The 16,518-nt window shown below is 50.9% G+C and carries 13 protein-coding genes; 9 read left to right on the top strand and 4 right to left on the bottom strand.

The window, feature by feature from the left end:
• Nucleotides 1–64: 64 nt before the first annotated feature.
• Both OCV59_RS05720 and OCV59_RS05725 read right to left on the bottom strand, forming a co-directional pair.
• Entirely contained in the window at nucleotides 65–778 is a 714-nt protein-coding gene (locus tag OCV59_RS05720; protein WP_147593533.1) for a queuosine precursor transporter, read from the bottom strand.
• 104 nt (nucleotides 779–882) lie between these two features.
• A complete protein-coding gene (locus tag OCV59_RS05725; RefSeq protein WP_147593534.1) occupies nucleotides 883–1,596 on the bottom strand; it encodes a radical SAM protein in 714 nt (237 codons plus the stop codon).
• A 453-nt stretch (nucleotides 1,597–2,049) separates the two neighbouring features.
• Between OCV59_RS05725 and prfA the strand changes: the two genes are divergently transcribed.
• The 7 genes from prfA (at nucleotide 2,050) to OCV59_RS05760 (ending at nucleotide 10,343) form a co-directional block, all read left to right on the top strand.
• Nucleotides 2,050–3,111, top strand: coding sequence for a peptide chain release factor 1 (gene prfA / locus OCV59_RS05730; RefSeq protein ID WP_147593535.1), 1,062 nt, complete (start codon nucleotides 2,050–2,052; stop codon nucleotides 3,109–3,111).
• A gap of 355 nt (nucleotides 3,112–3,466) precedes the next feature.
• Nucleotides 3,467–4,504 (top strand): L-threonylcarbamoyladenylate synthase, encoded by a 1,038-nt coding sequence (locus OCV59_RS05735; RefSeq protein ID WP_147593536.1) that lies wholly within the window; start codon nucleotides 3,467–3,469, stop codon nucleotides 4,502–4,504.
• Between the two features lie 39 nt (nucleotides 4,505–4,543).
• Nucleotides 4,544–4,975 (top strand): ribose 5-phosphate isomerase B, encoded by a 432-nt coding sequence (rpiB, locus tag OCV59_RS05740; protein ID WP_147593537.1) that lies wholly within the window; start codon nucleotides 4,544–4,546, stop codon nucleotides 4,973–4,975.
• A 197-nt stretch (nucleotides 4,976–5,172) separates the two neighbouring features.
• Nucleotides 5,173–5,802 carry a uracil phosphoribosyltransferase gene (gene upp, locus OCV59_RS05745; RefSeq protein WP_147593538.1) on the top strand — a complete coding sequence of 210 codons (630 nt, stop codon included), beginning with the start codon at nucleotides 5,173–5,175 and terminating at the stop codon, nucleotides 5,800–5,802.
• 123 nt (nucleotides 5,803–5,925) lie between these two features.
• On the top strand, nucleotides 5,926–7,263 hold the full coding sequence (gene tyrS, locus OCV59_RS05750; RefSeq protein WP_147593539.1) for a tyrosine--tRNA ligase: 1,338 nt from the start codon (nucleotides 5,926–5,928) through the stop codon (nucleotides 7,261–7,263).
• 892 nt (nucleotides 7,264–8,155) lie between these two features.
• On the top strand, nucleotides 8,156–9,814 hold the full coding sequence (locus OCV59_RS05755; RefSeq protein WP_147593540.1) for a class I adenylate-forming enzyme family protein: 1,659 nt from the start codon (nucleotides 8,156–8,158) through the stop codon (nucleotides 9,812–9,814).
• 88 nt (nucleotides 9,815–9,902) lie between these two features.
• On the top strand, nucleotides 9,903–10,343 hold the full coding sequence (locus OCV59_RS05760; protein WP_262584141.1) for an acyl-CoA thioesterase: 441 nt from the start codon (nucleotides 9,903–9,905) through the stop codon (nucleotides 10,341–10,343).
• Between the two features lie 458 nt (nucleotides 10,344–10,801).
• On the opposite strand, the gene ftsH is transcribed toward OCV59_RS05760, so the two are convergent.
• Nucleotides 10,802–12,664, bottom strand: a complete 1,863-nt coding sequence (gene ftsH / locus OCV59_RS05765) for an ATP-dependent zinc metalloprotease FtsH (protein ID WP_147593542.1) — start codon at nucleotides 12,662–12,664, stop codon at nucleotides 10,802–10,804.
• A gap of 177 nt (nucleotides 12,665–12,841) precedes the next feature.
• Complete coding sequence (locus OCV59_RS05770; RefSeq protein WP_147593543.1) at nucleotides 12,842–13,726, bottom strand: LysR family transcriptional regulator; 885 nt, start codon at nucleotides 13,724–13,726, stop codon at nucleotides 12,842–12,844.
• Between the two features lie 235 nt (nucleotides 13,727–13,961).
• Here OCV59_RS05770 and OCV59_RS05775 point away from each other — a divergent pair, with 235 nt between their 5' ends.
• Together OCV59_RS05775 and OCV59_RS05780 are read left to right on the top strand one after the other, a co-directional pair.
• Nucleotides 13,962–15,188, top strand: coding sequence for a beta-ketoacyl-[acyl-carrier-protein] synthase family protein (locus OCV59_RS05775; RefSeq protein ID WP_147593544.1), 1,227 nt, complete (start codon nucleotides 13,962–13,964; stop codon nucleotides 15,186–15,188).
• A 2-nt stretch (nucleotides 15,189–15,190) separates the two neighbouring features.
• Nucleotides 15,191–16,507, top strand: coding sequence for a DMP19 family protein (locus OCV59_RS05780; protein ID WP_262584142.1), 1,317 nt, complete (start codon nucleotides 15,191–15,193; stop codon nucleotides 16,505–16,507).
• Nucleotides 16,508–16,518: the final 11 nt, after the last annotated feature.

Here is a 16,518-nt window from a genome sequence, read left to right on the forward strand (position 1 = left end):
AACTGCCGCTTTGCACTTAAAAAGCCTTCAGACAGAACCTCCGGCGTGCCGGAAATCCGCGGTTTTACACCTCTGAAACCTTGACCTGATGACGATCCTTGATCCTGCGCGCCAGGTAGACCGCCGGCGTATCGGCAAGGCTTGTCACGATGAAAATGACATAGCTTGAGATGCATATGTGAATGAGCGTAGTGATATCATACATCCCCCAGAAAGCGCCGAAGCTGTAAAGCACGGTATTCAGCGCCTGCGAGATCATCGTCGATCCGTTGTTTCGCAGCCACAGGAACGCCCTGGCATCGCCGCAGCGTTTTTCCGTGAACGCCCACCATTTGTGGTAAGCCCAGACGTCGAAGCGCTGGCATACAGCGTATACCACCAGGCTGACGATCATGAGACGCGGTGTATTCGAAAAGATCACTTCAAAGCTCCCGCGCGCCCAGTCACTTTCGGCAGGCGTATAAAGCAGCCATGACTGTGATATCAGTATGAAGCTCAGAGACGTTGCGATTCCTATGTTCACGGCCTTTTGAGCAGCTGCTTTGCCATGATTTTCGCTGAGTATGTCGGTGATGAGGAAAGTCGCAGCGAACAGTATATTGCCGAGAGTCTGCTCCATGCCGTACGCATCGACCATGAGAAGCACATCGATGTTTGCCGTGATCGTTGCGATGACCGTCGCGCAGTAAAGTCCGGTGATACCGAAGATGCGGTACATGACGAGTACGCCCCCGAATATGAAAACAAGCGATAAAGCCAGTAAGATTTCGTTTTGCATTATTTACCTCCGTTTGTGTTCTGAAAATGTTGCCAGCTCTTAATGTGGTGATGCGGTGATCCGCTGATCTGTGCGAGCATTGTTGCCGATCTGCGACTGGCGGATCAGCCCTTGCGCCCGACACCGAAGTCGGTGTTTTCAAGCAGGATATCGACGCGCGGATCTCCCTCGTAGATCGGCAACAGCCGGCGCATGAATGTCTCGAGCACCTCACCGTCCGGTTTCACAGAAGTGCTGTTTTCCGTCATGAGATTTATGCAAACACGTTCGAAAAGCGCCAGTCCGGTCTCGACATCGTTTTTCATGGAAATCTCAGTCTGTCCGGTAAGTCCGAACAGCAGGCACACTTCGTCAGCGTACTCTGCGATCTCAGCAGGCGACACGTGTTCCATTCCTTTCATCAGCACATCGTCGCGGAAATCAGCATCGAAAGTTTCGACCCCGATCTTCACCTTGATCCGTATACCGGCCGCGGCGAATCGTTCTCTGATCGCGGGGAGCGTATGCCGGTCGCGCCAGTGGCATTCGATATGGACCTGCGCGATCTTCATGGCACCGCATGTCCTGATGATCTCGCTGACAGTATCATCATCGAGATCGCAGAAGCTGCCGGAATTGATGACTTCGAGCACACCATATCGGCCTGTGACGTGACTCAGCGCCTCCCGGCTGATTTCAAAGTTTGCCTTTTCATCGCGCGAGAAGTCCAGATGATAGTCGCAAAACCTGCAGCGCCGCCACTTGCAGCCGCTTCCTCGCAGGAGCACTATCTCTCTGGAATTTTTATTGTTTATCGTGTCATATCTCTGCATTTCCATGTAAAGTCGTCCTTTCTGCGGCGCGGTCCAGCTATGAGGCAATTCCGACGCGGATTCGATGCAGCAGCCTTGCGCCAGCTATTCGCTCACCTGCTGCCTATAGCCTTGCGGCATGGCAGCCTGAAATTTTGCATTAAAAAAGGTGCTCGTTCGAAGCACCATCCAAAAACACAGCAAGAAGCGCATTCTTGCCGGAGATCCATAGTTTTGTTTAAAGACAGGATGGTTTCGAACTGTCTGATCCAGTTGTTCGGTTATTTAGTATACTCCGTTTGATGCACATGTGCAAGCATAATTTGTATCACGTGCCGGCCAAATAACAATTCACTGTTTTTTTTACACGTAACTTCTGATATAATATAAAGTTAGAAAAGTATGTTTTCGCATAAAAAGCCGCAGGCGCCGGGAAATGATACCGCAGCCTGCCGAATCCATAAAATGCAGGAGTTAAATATGTTTGATAAATTAGATTTTATAACAGAAAAATACGATGAACTGGCTCAGAAGGTTTCTGACCCTGAAGTGATCAACAATCAGCCGGTGTGGCAGAAGCACGTCAAGGAAATGGGCGAGATGGAGCCTATCGTAAAGAAATACAAGGAATACAAAAAGGCGAAGGCTGATCTGGCCGATGCCAAAGAGATCCTTGAAGAGGGCGATGAGGAGATGCGCGAACTCGCGAAGATGGAGATCTCCGAGCTCGAAGAGCTGATCGGGCAGCAGGAGGATGAGCTCAAGGTGCTTCTTCTCCCGAAAGACCCTAACGATGAAAAGAACGTTATCCTTGAGATCAGAGCAGGAACAGGCGGCGAGGAAGCCGCGCTGTTCGGTGCGGATCTTTTGAGGATGTATACGAGATATGCGGAGCGTAACCGCTGGAAGACAGAGCTGATCGAGCTCAACGATACGGGACTTGGCGGCATCAAGGAGGCAGTCCTTCTCATAAAGGGAAAGGGCGCGTATTCAAGACTCAAGTACGAGAGCGGAGCGCACAGAGTGCAGCGAGTGCCTGAGACTGAGTCGAGCGGCAGGATCCATACCTCGGCGGCAACAGTTGCAGTGCTGCCTGAAGTAGACGACGTCGAAGTCGATCTCAATCCGAACGATGTGCGTGTCGATGTTTACAGAGCTTCCGGAAACGGCGGACAGTGCGTAAATACGACGGACTCGGCAGTAAGACTTACACATGAACCGACGGGACTCGTGGTGACGTGTCAGGATGAAAAGTCGCAGATCAAGAATAAGGAAAAAGCGTTCAAGGTCCTCAAGGCAAGACTTTACGACCTGAAGATGCAGGAGCAGAACAAGGAAATCGCAGACCAGCGAAAGAGCATGGTAGGTTCCGGAGACCGAAGTGAGCGAATCAGGACATACAACTTCCCGCAGGGAAGAGTTTCAGACCACAGGATAGGCGTGACACTCTACAAGCTCGACAACTTCCTCGACGGAGATCTCGACGAAATAATAGACGGCCTCATCACAAGCGACCAGGCCGAAAAAATGAAGAATTTCTAGACGGCGGAGAGACCTGCGGATTTTCCCCGGCTTTAGCCGGTGCGGAAAATGCGACAGCAGCGAGCGAAGCGAGATGGAGCGACGAAGGAGCGTTATCCCGACGAGCGGAGCGAGTCGTTGGAAGGTCCCCCGTCAGGATTGCCCGAAGCGGAGCGAGGAATGCAATCTACGGCGGAGAGACCTGCGGATTTTCCCCGGCTTCAGCCGGTGCGGAAAATGCGACAGCAGCGAGCGAAGCGAGATGGAGCGACGAAGGAGCGTTATCCCGACGAGCGGAGCGAGTCGTTGGAAGGTCCCCCGTCAGGATTGCCCGAAGCGGAGCGAGGCGTGCAATCTACGGCGAAAGGAAGCAGCAATGAAAACAAAAATACTGACTACAGATGAAAAAGATATAAGGATCGCGGCTGAGATAATCAGCAGCGGCGGGCTCGTCGCATTCCCGACAGAGACAGTGTATGGCCTCGGAGCCAATGCACTCGATGCCGACGCCGTGGCGAGAGTATACGAGGCAAAGGGCAGGCCGAGCGACAATCCGATGATCGTCCACATATCGAGAGCCAGCGACATCGGCCAGCTGACGCCGATGCTCAGCGCTGACATCGTGGCACTGATCGACAATTTCTGGCCGGGACCGCTCACGATGGTCCTCAAAAAGAAAGAAGGCGTGCCGGACAGGACGACAGGCGGACTCGACACAGTCGCAGTCAGGATGCCCGACAGTAAAGCAGCGCTCGATCTGATAAACCTTTCAGGATGCCCGATCGCGGCACCGAGCGCGAACCTCTCAGGCAGCCCGAGCCCTACGAGAGCATGCGACGTGATCGCAGACATGGACGGCAGGATCGACGCGATAATCTCAGGAGCAGACTGCCGCGTAGGGATCGAATCCACAGTAGTCGACATGACGGGCGAAGTCCCGACGATACTCAGACCGGGGATAATCACCGCCGAAAATATAGAGGCGGCCATCGGAAAACCGGTAAAATACGATGAAGCACTTTTCAAAGGCGCAGAGCTGGGCCTCGGAACACTGGATCCGGCAGACGGCAGTGCGCAGGGAGATTATAAACCCAGATCACCGGGGATGAAATATAAACATTATGCACCGAAAGCCCAGATGACCGTCATCGAGGGCAGACGTGAGAAAGTAAAGGGCGAGATAGAACGCCTCAAGGCGCTCAATGAACGCCTCGGACTCAAAGTTGGGGTGATATTGTTCGAGGAACAGGCATTCATAGAGGCAGCGCATGATTTCTTTTCCAGACTGAGGGACCTGGACAACGAAGGCGTTGATCTTATCCTGGCAGGAGCACTGAGCGACAAGGACGGCGTGGGATTCGCGGTGATGAACAGAATGCTGAAATCAGCGGGTTATAATATTGCGAGAGTTTAGTGCCGCGCGAGCGGAGAAAGGTCAGAAGAGGTTGAAATTATGAAGATTGCTATTGCCAGCGACCATGGCGGATACGAACTGAAGGAAAACATCAAGAAGTACCTGGAGTCCAGAGACATCGAGACCGTAGATCTCGGAACATATTCGGAAGAATCCGTGGACTACCCTGCTTTCGGAAAGGCCTGCGGAGATGCCGTGGCATCGGGCAAGGTGGACAGGGGCATCGTATGCTGTGGTACAGGCATAGGGATATCCATTGCTGCAAACAAGGTAAAAGGCATAAGATGTGCGCTTTGTACAGATACTTATATGGCGGAAATGTCAAGAAGGCACAATGATTCGAACATACTCGCGCTTGGCGGCAGGACGACAGGCGTCGACAAGGCTCTGAGGATCACTAAAGCATGGATCGACACAGAATTCGAGGGCGGCAGACATCAGCGCAGAGTCAATATGCTCAACGATATGTAAAGCGGCAGCCCGCCGGGATGCGGGTAGATTGCAGGAGCCCGGGGTATTGCATTTGCATCCGAAACCCCGAAAAACGCAGGACTGAGACTTTACATGAAAAAATGCACACAGCACGTGTGCGGCAGCTTTACATAAAACAAAGAAGACAGAAATCGGGAATTATCAAGATATATGAAAACGAAAGGCAGGTAGAATATATGGGCAATGTATATGTATTCGATCATCCGTTAATTCAGCACAAGACAGCGCTACTGAGAAAAGAAGAGACAAGCGTCAAGGATTTCAGAGAGCTCGTCAGGGAGATCTCGACTCTCATGGGATACGAAGCGACGAGAAAGCTTCCGCTCGAAGAAGTGCAGATCAAGACTCCGATGCAGGAGACTACAGTGAAGATGCTCAAGGGCGAGGACATCGCGATCGTACCTATCCTGAGAGCAGGTCTCGGCATGGTAGACGGCATGCTGGCGCTCGTTCCCAATGCAAAGGTGGGACATGTGGGCCTTTACAGGGATCCTGAGTCTCATGAGCCCGTTGAATACTACTGCAAACTGCCTAACGATATAGAAAAGAGAGAGATCTTTGTTGTCGATCCGATGCTCGCTACAGGCGGCAGCGCATCTGCGGCTATCGATTTCATTAAGGCAAGAGGCGGCAAAAAGATAATCTTCATGTGCCTTATCGCAGCGCCTGAAGGTATCGAAGTGCTTCAGAAAGCGCATCCGGATGTAGACATCTTCATCGCTGCAAAGGATGAGCGCCTCAACGATCACGCATATATCCTGCCGGGTCTTGGAGATGCGGGCGACAGACTTTACGGTACAAAATAGTGAAGCGCAAAACGGATCCTGCCCTGTTCGTGAACCGACCTCGTGATGTCAGCCGTGTCGGCCGGGGGAGAAACGAACGATAGAGGCGAGATAAAACGAGTAAGTTGGAGGAAAAACAGAAAGATGAAATACGATTTTATACCTGACAGTGTAAGCGAACATGATAATGTTTACGACGTGCTCAAGGAGAGAGGCTTCATTGAGCAGTCGACGGACGAGGAAAAGGTCCGTGAACTTCTGCAGAACGAGAAAGTGAAGTTTTATATAGGCTTCGACCCGACTGCGGACTGCCTTCACGTAGGCCACTTCATGCAGGTCATCATCATGATGTACATGCAGAAATACGGACATACGCCGGTAGTACTGCTCGGCGGCGGTACAGGCTTTGTCGGCGATCCTTCCGGCAGAACTGACATGCGTCAGATGATGACGCCGGAAACGATCGAGAACAACTGCGCGGCTTTCAAAAAGCTGTTCGACAAGTTCCTCGATTTTGACGAGGACTGGAAATACGAAGGCAACAACGGCGTATTTTCACCGGGTCACGAAAACAAGACGCCTGAACCGGGCAAAGCGATCTCGGTAAACAACGCGAGATGGCTGCTGCCTCTGAATTATATAGAATTCATCAGAGAGATCGGTTCGTGCTTCAATGTCAACACGATGCTGAGGGCTGAATGCTTCAAGCAGAGAATGGATCGCGAGGGCGGTCTGACGATGTTCGAGCTCAACTACATGCTGATGCAGAGCTATGACTTCATGGTAATGGCAAGAGATTTCGATGTAAAGATCGAGTTCGGCGGCAACGACCAGTGGTCGAATATCATCGGCGGCGTCGATCTCACGAGGAAAAAGCTCGGCAAGGAGGTTTACGGTATGACTTTCTCCCTGCTGACGAACTCAGAGGGCAAGAAGATGGGCAAGACGCAGAAAGGTGCGCTCTGGCTCGATGCTGACAAGACTTCACCGTACGAATTCTACCAGTACTGGAGAAACGTCGGCGATGCCGATGTGGAAAAATGCCTCAGGATGCTGACATTCCTGCCGATGGATGAGGTAAAGAGACTTTCTTCGCTGCAGGACAAGGAGATCAACAAGGCTAAGGAAGTGCTGGCGTTCGAGGTCACCAAGCTCGTTCACGGTGAAGAGGAGGCGACAAAAGCGCAGGAAGCTGCAAGAGCGGCATTCGGCGGAAAAGCTGACCTGTCGACTATGCCGACGGTGCAGTTCGCAGCTGACAAGCTGGCCGGCGAAGGCATGGGTGTCGTGAACTTCATCAAGGAACTTGGACTCGTTCCGAGCAACAGAGAAGGATTCATGACGATCGAGCAGGGCGGTCTGAAGCTTGACGGTGAAAAGGTCACGGACAAGAAGACTATGATCACAGCGGATATTTTCACGGACGGCAAGGTGCTCGTTGAAAAAGGAAAGAAGAAGAAGATCGTGGTAGAGCTCGTGTAGTTGCAGCGGCGTTGCGGATTGCACTGAGTTGAATATGCTGAGTGCGCAGATCATGTGGATCGGTGCATTGGCAGGCTGGCGGTCAGGATGGGATCTGGGCGGATCGCAGTCTGGCGGCCGCGGTCGATAGGTGTAGTGGATACCAGGATATGATGGGGCCCGGCGCTTTGCGCCGGGCGTCTTTTATAATGGTGCTTTAGCAGGAACTTGTACAGGCTGGACGCAGCGAATACCAAGACCTGATCCCGGCAGGTGAGGTTTTGGTAAAAACGGCAGTTTTAGAGCCTGTCCGAGGAAGACAAATACCAAGAATCAATGATCGACAATCGATCTTTGGTAAAATGATATCGAGAAATCGCCGGAATCACAGGAAAAATTACCAAAGATAATCGAGCCGGATCGACATCTTGGTAAATGACGGTTTTTTTCGGTGGGATATTCGGGTAAAAATGCTAAAAATCATGATCTGGAATAATGTTTTTGGTAATCGCCTGTAACTGTAATGTAGCTGACAGTTGACAAACAGCTAATGCTATTATATAATGCAGAAATAGATTAATAAATGCATAAACAATATCAAATAATGCAAAATGTGATTACGACCCGGAACCGTGAAGCAAAATCACGGATAAGGCTCGCAGGCAGGAGCTGCAAATCACAGATCATGACCGCAGCTGCAACCCATAAGTCACAATCTGTAAACAGCAAACTGCCAGCTACAGCTTATGCAGCTCGTAATCTGCAATCTGCAAACCGCAACCTGCAGGCCGTAAACTGCGAACCACAGCTCATAACTGCGATTTTGCATAAGCGCACGAGAGCATAAGCGTACAGCTGCACAGTTGCATAACCACACAGCCGAATAAACGCAAAACAGAAAAGGAGTATTAAAATGACGAGAACATACGATGATAAAATGTTTATAGAAACCTTTGAGCGCGAATACACATGGCTCAACGGATTCATGAGAAACGTAGCCAGATACGGAGGCAGACAGGCACTCATCGATCCGCTCACAGAGAGGAGCTGGACTTACAGAGAACTCAATGCAGAAGCGAACAAGCTGGCGCATGCGCTGAAGATCGACGATGTCGGCAAAGACGATGTCGTGATGACAGTGCTCGTCAACTGCCCGGAATTCTGCTTTTCATATATCGGACCGAGAAAAATCGGAGCGATCGTTACGCTTGCGAACTTCAAGCTTTCTTCAGGAGAGCTGTCGCTGCTGATCAATCACAACAAGCCAAAGGTTGTGATCTATGCGGCAGAAGTAGCAGAAATGGTGACAGAAGCCATCGGCATGGCGGAGTATAAGCCGGTAAACGCAGTGATGGCCGACAATATGGAGAATATACCTGTTCCTGAAGGGCATATAGCATACGATGATTATGTGAGCGGCAAATCGGAGCAGGATCCGGTGAAGGATTTTACACCGCATATTTACGATGAAGTAGTGAGGATGTGCACCAGCGGTACATCGTCGCTTCCGAAGAGCGTTCCGCTCAACGATATAAACGAAGTGCTGTCGGCACACGATGCCATCATGCACTACCCGCTCAACAACCGCGACGTCTGCATGAATATGACGCCGCTTTTCCACAGAGGCGGCAGCCATTCCGGCGGCACATGCCCGACATTTTTTGTAGGCGCGACGCTGGTGCTGATGAGGACTTTCTCACCGAGAACGACTCTGCAGTATGTGGAAAAGTACGGGATCACGTACCTCACGGGTTCTCCGGCAACGCTTGAGATGCTCTCGCACGTACAGGAAAAGACACCGTTCGATCTTTCCAGACTCAGAGGTATCGTCACGATGGGAGCACCGCTCGAAAAATCAGCATGCAAGAGATACCTGGAAGTCCTTACACCGAATATCCTGAACGGATACGGCACGACGGAAACATTCTGGAATTCGTTCCTCAGACCTTACGATCTGCCGCAATACGCAGGTACTGTTGGCGGCAGCTGCATCGATGACGAAGTGAGGATCGTCAAAGTTTATGACGGACATAAGGCAGAACCGGATGAACTGGTACCGACCGATAATGAGACGGTAGGTGAGATCATCATTCGTTCACCTGGAAAGACGACATACAGCTACTACAACAACCCTGAGGAAGAGAAGGAAAAATTCTACAAAGGCTGGATGTATACCGCAGACCTCGGCTACTGGGACGAGCATCTTTACGTGACCGTGAATGGCAGAAAAGACGACATGATCGTAAGTTCCGCGGAGAATATCTATCCAACGCAGATAGAGGAGATAATCAACGAGTTTGACAAGGTCGCTGATTCCATCGTGACAGCCGTGCCGGACAAAGTGCGCGGGCAGGCTGCCGTGGCATATGTAGTTGCAAAGGATCCGTCGCTGACTATCGCTGAGCTTTCACAGTACTGCAGCGATCATCCGATGCTTTCCGCATACAAGAAGCCGAGATGGTTTGCTATCGTGGACGAGCTGCCGCATACCGCGACGGGCAAGAAGATCCACTACATCATGAGGGAAAGGGCAGAAGAAGATCTCAAGAACGGGCTTCTCAAGAGAAAGTAGACGGCTCGATGGCGGGCCGGCCGGATCAAACGCCGCGCAGCCGCCCGGCCACAAAACATTCCACGATCAGAAGGAGATGACGCAGAAAATGTGGGAATACAGAAGAAGAGTGCGATATTACGAAACCGACAGGATGGGAGTCGTGCATCATTCGAATTACCTGAGGTTTCTCGAAGATGCGCGGATGGACTGGATCCGCGACCATATCATAAACTACAGCGAAATGGAAAAAATGGGGATCATCATCCCTGTCGTGAGCGCGACCGGCAACTTCAAGTCCTTCCTCAGATACGACGACGAATTCGCAGTGCGCGTCTTTCCCGTAAAGTTCACGGGAGTCAGGATCCGCCTGCGATATGAAGTCTACAATACGGAGACGGGAGTGCTCTGCTACGACGGAGAGAGCGAGCACTACCTGGCCGAAGACGGCGACTACAGACCGATGTCGATAAAGCGAAAGTATCCCGAACTTTACGAGGCATTCCGCAGGGCGATGAACGATGATGCCGTGGATGCGGAGAAGGACTGAGCATTATATATAAGATCATGTAAAGGTGCAGCGCGCGTGCCTGCAGGGTACTATGGCGCGTCGCACCGTAGTGTGCCGGGCGGTCCGCATGCGACGTTTTGCCGCGTCAGGCTGGTGACGCATGCATTCCGGCGTGCGATGATGTCATACCGGCAGATATGCAAAAGTCGCATGCCTTCCTGTTCGCTGACTGCCTGGCGGGCCTGCCGCCCGCAGTCATTGATGTGCCAGTTGGCGTACCGAGGCAGATCAAAAAAGCAAAATACCGGGGATATCCGTAAAGGATATTCGCCGGTATTTTGCTTTGCAATTACTTATATTAAAATCTGATTTTCGTTGTTTGGGTCGATCAATACGATCGGGCTCGGCAGACCATTGATGCTGTATGCATCTTGGCCGGTCTTGCTGATTTTGCCGGTATGACCGGATTCACTGGTTTTAGTGGTCTCGCTGCGCTCTCAGTTTTCAGCAGTTTCATCGGCTTCAGCAGTTTGACCGCTTTCGTCGGACTTGCCGGTCTCATTCAGCATCGACATGAACTCTTCGCCGGTGATAGTTTCCTTTTCATACAGGAACTGCGCGAGCCTGTCCAGACTGCTGCGGTTTTCGAGCAGTATCTTCTTAGCCTTTTCATGCTGCTGCTTTACAAGCTGTACGACCTTTCTGTCGATTTCGTTTTGAGTGTCAGCGGAGCATGCGAGTGAAGCGTCGCCTCCGAGATACTGATTGTTCACGACCTCCATTGCGACCATATCGAATTCTTCGCTCATGCCGTATCTTGCGATCATTGCACGAGCCAGCTTGGTCGCCTGTTCGATATCGTTTGCGGCACCGGTCGTTATTTCATTGAACGCCACTTCTTCGGCAGCGCGTCCGCCTGTGAAAGTAGCGATCTTGTTTTCGATTTCCTGCTTGCTCATCAGATATTTGTCATCCTGCTCTACCTGCAGCGTATAGCCCAGCGCGCCGGAAGTTCTCGGTATGATGGTGATCTTCTGTACAGGTGCAGTGTGCGTCTGCATCGCTGCCACCAGAGCATGTCCGATCTCGTGATATGCCACGACCTTCTTTTCCTGATCGGAAAGTACTGCATTTTTCTTCTGATATCCTGCGATAACAGTCTCGATGCTCTCCTCGAGATCCTCCTGGCTTACGACGCTGCGGCCGTCGCGCACGGCGCGGAGCGCAGCTTCGTTGATGATATTTGCAAGCTCGGCGCCTGAGGCGCCTGCAGCCATCCTCGCGATCGTGTGATAATCCACATCGGGTTCAGCCTTGATCTTTCTTGCATGCACCTTGAGTATCGCTTCTCTTCCCAGCAGGTCAGGCAGCTCTACAGGCACGCGTCTGTCGAATCTTCCCGGTCTTGTCAGAGCCGGGTCCAGCGATTCAGGTCTGTTAGTGGCCGAGAGGATTATTACGCCGGTGTTTTCCTCGAATCCGTCCATTTCCGTGAGCAGCTGGTTCAGCGTCTGTTCGCGCTCGTCATTTCCTGCAACACGGTCGTCACGCTTCTTTCCTATCGCGTCGATCTCGTCGATGAAAACTATGCACGGCGCCTTTTCCTTGGCCTGTTTGAACAGGTCGCGGACCTTTGAAGCACCCATGCCTACGAACATTTCCACGAACTCGGAACCCGAGATAGAGAAGAAAGGCACGTTCGACTCGCCCGCAACAGCCTTTGCCAGCATAGTCTTGCCGGTTCCCGGAGGACCTACCAGCAGGATACCCTTAGGCATCGACGCTCCGATCTCTGAATATTTCTTAGGGTTGTGCAGATAATCCACGATTTCCGAAAGGCTCTCCTTTGCTTCATCCTCGCCTGCGACGTCGCTGAAGCGGATACCTGCCGTGGACTGGACGTACACCTTGGCATTGCTCTTACCAAGGCCGAACGCCATCGAATCCTTGCCGCCGCCCATCATCTTGCGCCTCATGTACTCACCGATACCGATGAATATCACGAGAGGCAGGATCAGCGAAAGCAGCATCGACAGCATCGGTGATGTGGTCTGCTGTATATCTTTTGTGAATTTTGCGCCGGAATCATAGAGTCTCTCTGTTAGAGTCGGGTCATCCATCACGCCTGTCTTGTAGATCTTGGTTTCCTTCTTATCTGTGAATACGATCTCGGAATCTTTGATCTCGACATCACCTATGTTTTTCTTCTCGATCATGCTCATGAATGTGCCGTAATCGACTTCTTTTGCCTGCTTGCTTGCTATCGACGGCATCACGAACACGTTGAAAAGCAGTAATGCCGCAAGTATTATCAGATAGTAGAAAGCAAGCGGTTTCTTAGGGGATTTGACTTCTTTCATATTGTTTGCGTCTCCTTGGATCGTTCGGCCTGCATACTTTTGTCGATCGCTGATCGTGAGTATCTGCAGGTCAGTGATTAAGCTGTTGAAAAATTCTAAGAAATTTTCATTCCATTTGTATGTGGGTTTTATGGTGTTTCTGTGTGATTTTATGAATCGTTCATAAAACCTTTCTTTTTACTGATTATCTCTCAATTTTCTGATGATGTCCAGAAAAAGTGATGCTGCAGGGTTCAAAAGTGATTTTTTCCATGCCACCGCACATTCGATAGAGTAGCTGTCGTCGACCGGGCAGGTCTCCAGATCCATAAGCGGCAGGCCTTCCGGCAGTATTTCCGGCAGTATCGATATACCCAGGCCCGCACTTACAGAAAGCAGCACGGAGCGCATATCGCTGAACTGATTTGCGATGACCGGCGAAAATCTGTGTGTTCTGCAGAAATTCATGATCTGCATGTAAAGGAGCGGGTTTTCCGCCTCTGTCAGCAGTATGAACTTTTCCCTGCGCAGCGTGTCGGTATTGATCTTCTTTTTTTCCAGCCACCCCGCGGGGAGCACGAAATTGAGCTGATCCGTGTGGATGTCGAGCATCTCGAACTCGTCGCTGTCCGGCAGCATATCGGTATAAAGGAAATGGAAATCATAAGGATCGTCGTTTTCATCGATCAGCACCTCACCGCCTGAGATATATGTTATATCGACTATTATGTCTGGATATGCCTGTCCGAATTCCTTCAGACATTCGCGCAGGAAACTGTCGGAGGACGAGACCGTAGCTATGGAAAGGCGGCCCTTTGCGCCGTCATGCAGCTGTTTCACGGCATATGAACCCTTGCGTGCCGCATCGAGTATTTCCTGGGCATACGGGATGAACGTGCGGCCTTCTTCCGTCAGGCGCACATCGCGTTTTGTCCTGTAAAACAGCTTGACGCCGAGCTGCTGCTCGAGATCGCTGATCTGCCGGCTTATCGTTGACTGCGGCACGCCGTTCTGGCGCGCGGCATTTGTAAAATTGAGCATTTTGCTCACAGTCAGAAAACTTTTTATCTGGTTGAGATGCATTCTTGTTACCTCGTTTGTTGACACTGATTTTTGATGATGTTATCATCTTATCAGTATAAAAACAGCGGCTTCCGGGCACTGAACGGCTGACATCATGCAGCAGATCTGCCGGAAATCGTTACGGCTTGTTATTCAGCAAGCCTGAGTTTTGCGGATAATTATCCGATTTTGCTATCAATTATATAGCATGCAGATAGATATGTAAAGTTTGCATTGCAGGATGTACGGAGGAAGCATGGGCAGAGAGCGTGAAAAAATAGTAGTTACAGGCATGGGGGCGGTGACGCCTGTCGGATGCGGAGTCGAGAACTACTGGAACAATCTGATAAATGGAGAATGTGGTATCGACAGGATAATGCGCTTCGATGCGGAAAGCCTGGCGGTGAAGATCGCGGGCGAGGTAAAGGATTTTGATATCGAGGCGTACATGCCAAAGAAGATGATCCACGAGACCGATGCGTTCACGCAGTATGCATTCGCTGCTGCAAAGGAGGCACTCGGCGAGGAGCTTCCGGCTGATCCGGAGCGAACGGGCATCGTGATGGGTACTGCGATGGCAGGAGTTGCAACGACTGCGGCGACTCAGGAGATCCTGACGAATGCCGTCCACAAAAATGTAGGTCCGCGCTTTGTGCCAAGGATCCTCGGTAACATAGCGGCTGCGCAGATCGCGATATCGTACGGCATATACGGACCGAGCTCGACCTTGTCGACCGCCTGCGCATCGGGATGCGATGCAGTCTCTATGGCGGCGATGATACTGCTCGCAGATGAAGCGGATGCAGTGCTGGCTGTAGGCTCGGAAAGCGTCCTCTGCCCGCTCGTGATATATTCGCTCGCCAATGCCCACACGCTTTCCAGGATGAACGATGATCCTCTCCATGCATGCAGGCCGTTCGATGCCGCCAGAAATGGTTTCGTCATAGGAGAAGGCGGCGGTGCGCTCGTGCTGGAGCGCGAGTCTCATGCAAAGGCGCGGGGTGCGGAGATCTATGCGGAGCTCGCAGGCTGGGCGAACAACAACGATGCGTACCATGTCATGCAGCCGGATCCTGATGGAAAGATGGCAGCCAGGTGCATGCAGATGGCTATGGACTGTGCGGGTGTGGCTGCGCAGCAGATCGATCATATAAATGCGCACGGTACCGGCACGAAACAGGGTGACAGCGCAGAACTCGCAGCGATCTCGCAGGTTTTCGGCGATGCTCGGCCTGCGATAACCTCGACAAAAGGCGCGACCGGTCACCTCATGGGCGGCGGCGGGCTGACCGAGTCGATCGCCTGCATCCAGACGATCAGAACAGGTATCATACCGCCTACCCTCAACCTTGACGACCCAGAAGGCGACTTTGACTACGTCGCAGGCCAGATGCGCAGACAGCACGTGGAAACAGCGATGACAAATGCATTCGGTTTCGGCGGACAGAACGCAAGCCTGATATTCAGGAAATATGAGGGATAGATATGGGGCTGCTTGATATATTTAAACGTAAAAGCGAAGCAGATGAAAATACTGCCGTGAAGAAAACAGAAATGCCGGATCAGAAAAGGATCGCCAGGTGGAATCTGTTCATTGAAGATGTATGCAACAGAGAGCTGGTTGAACTGTCAGATCTTCAGAAAAAAGCAGTCTTGTGCTTTTGGTATGATGCGGAAGTCAATAGCGGAGGGCACTGCGGATATTTTGACTGTTATCCGGATACCGAGCCACAAGAGCTTGCGGATGCGATAAGGACAGTCGCAACGGAAGAGATGGCGCAGAATTATTTGTATGCTGTGAGCTGCGACGAAGAAGAGAGCGATTGCTGGGAGACAATGGACGATAATTTTTACGAATATGCCCCGTCATTGTGCGAGTATATAGAAGATTTTGTGGAAGAGCACAGAGGAAAGATGGTTGCCAGACAGCCCAATACTGTCCAGGCGACCTGGGGATGGTGTTATGACTGGTCCGATAACCATGAGAAAAACGCTGGAGCGCCTGAAATGAATGTATACAGCCACATCGCGATTTATTTCAGATGGATGACGGAGCATGATCTGCTAAGTGAAGAAGTAAAAAAACGATATCCTGATTTAAAGAAAAATATCGAAGACGGCAAAATCGATGTCAGGGAGTTCCTGAAAAAAACAGCTGATTTCAGAGGAATGATCTGCGTGAAGCATTTTAATAAACGCGGGCAGACCTTTTCAGAGCGTTTTTATGATTTTCAAAGTGATGGAGGCTACCCATCATATGTAAATAAGTATGCAATGGAATATTTCAAGCAGGATGAACGGCCAGGCTGTGCAGGATTTCAGGAAGAGGCATATCTTTTCGTTCCATATGATGAAAATTATTATACGCAAATGTCAAAATACATAAATGAAGCCTGGGATCGAATAATGAAAAAGCCCGGAAAAGATTCTTTTAAAGCAGAAGAATACAGGAAAGCAGCTATAGAAGTACTGAAAAATATCCTTACCGCGATGCATGAAAAACGATACGGCGATATCAGCAAATACGTAGATGAGTTCAGATATGACAATAACGAAGCTGTTTTTGAGTTTGTAGAAGAGAGAGCTTATGATGCTGTAGATGAATATGGGGCACCATGCGATTTCGACCCACCGTATGAATATTCTCAACTGAACATTTACATGTCGGATGATGGCAGCGGCTTTAAGCTCGACTACGATTTAACGACGGATTCCGAGCTTATGGATCTGTCACTTCAACTGGAATTCCTATATGTAGACAAAGGTCTGAAAAGCATATTCATAACAGTGGATCCACAGTAGTTCAGGCGCGG

This window comes from Brotomerdimonas butyrica, assembly GCF_025567305.1.
In the GTDB taxonomy this organism is placed as follows: domain Bacteria; phylum Bacillota; class Clostridia; order Peptostreptococcales; family Anaerovoracaceae; genus Lentihominibacter; species Lentihominibacter butyricus.

What these genes read in the sequence shown, in the direction of transcription:
- OCV59_RS05720 (WP_147593533.1), bottom strand. Translation starts at nt 778, where the DNA reads ATGCAAAACGAAATCTTACTGGCTTTATCGCTTGTTTTCATATTCGGG.
- OCV59_RS05725 (WP_147593534.1), bottom strand. Translation starts at nt 1,596, where the DNA reads ATGGAAATGCAGAGATATGACACGATAAACAATAAAAATTCCAGAGAG.
- prfA (WP_147593535.1), top strand. Translation starts at nt 2,050, where the DNA reads ATGTTTGATAAATTAGATTTTATAACAGAAAAATACGATGAACTGGCT.
- OCV59_RS05735 (WP_147593536.1), top strand. Translation starts at nt 3,467, where the DNA reads ATGAAAACAAAAATACTGACTACAGATGAAAAAGATATAAGGATCGCG.
- rpiB (WP_147593537.1), top strand. Translation starts at nt 4,544, where the DNA reads ATGAAGATTGCTATTGCCAGCGACCATGGCGGATACGAACTGAAGGAA.
- upp (WP_147593538.1), top strand. Translation starts at nt 5,173, where the DNA reads ATGGGCAATGTATATGTATTCGATCATCCGTTAATTCAGCACAAGACA.
- tyrS (WP_147593539.1), top strand. Translation starts at nt 5,926, where the DNA reads ATGAAATACGATTTTATACCTGACAGTGTAAGCGAACATGATAATGTT.
- OCV59_RS05755 (WP_147593540.1), top strand. Translation starts at nt 8,156, where the DNA reads ATGACGAGAACATACGATGATAAAATGTTTATAGAAACCTTTGAGCGC.
- OCV59_RS05760 (WP_262584141.1), top strand. Translation starts at nt 9,903, where the DNA reads ATGTGGGAATACAGAAGAAGAGTGCGATATTACGAAACCGACAGGATG.
- ftsH (WP_147593542.1), bottom strand. Translation starts at nt 12,664, where the DNA reads ATGAAAGAAGTCAAATCCCCTAAGAAACCGCTTGCTTTCTACTATCTG.
- OCV59_RS05770 (WP_147593543.1), bottom strand. Translation starts at nt 13,726, where the DNA reads ATGCATCTCAACCAGATAAAAAGTTTTCTGACTGTGAGCAAAATGCTC.
- OCV59_RS05775 (WP_147593544.1), top strand. Translation starts at nt 13,962, where the DNA reads ATGGGCAGAGAGCGTGAAAAAATAGTAGTTACAGGCATGGGGGCGGTG.
- OCV59_RS05780 (WP_262584142.1), top strand. Translation starts at nt 15,191, where the DNA reads ATGGGGCTGCTTGATATATTTAAACGTAAAAGCGAAGCAGATGAAAAT.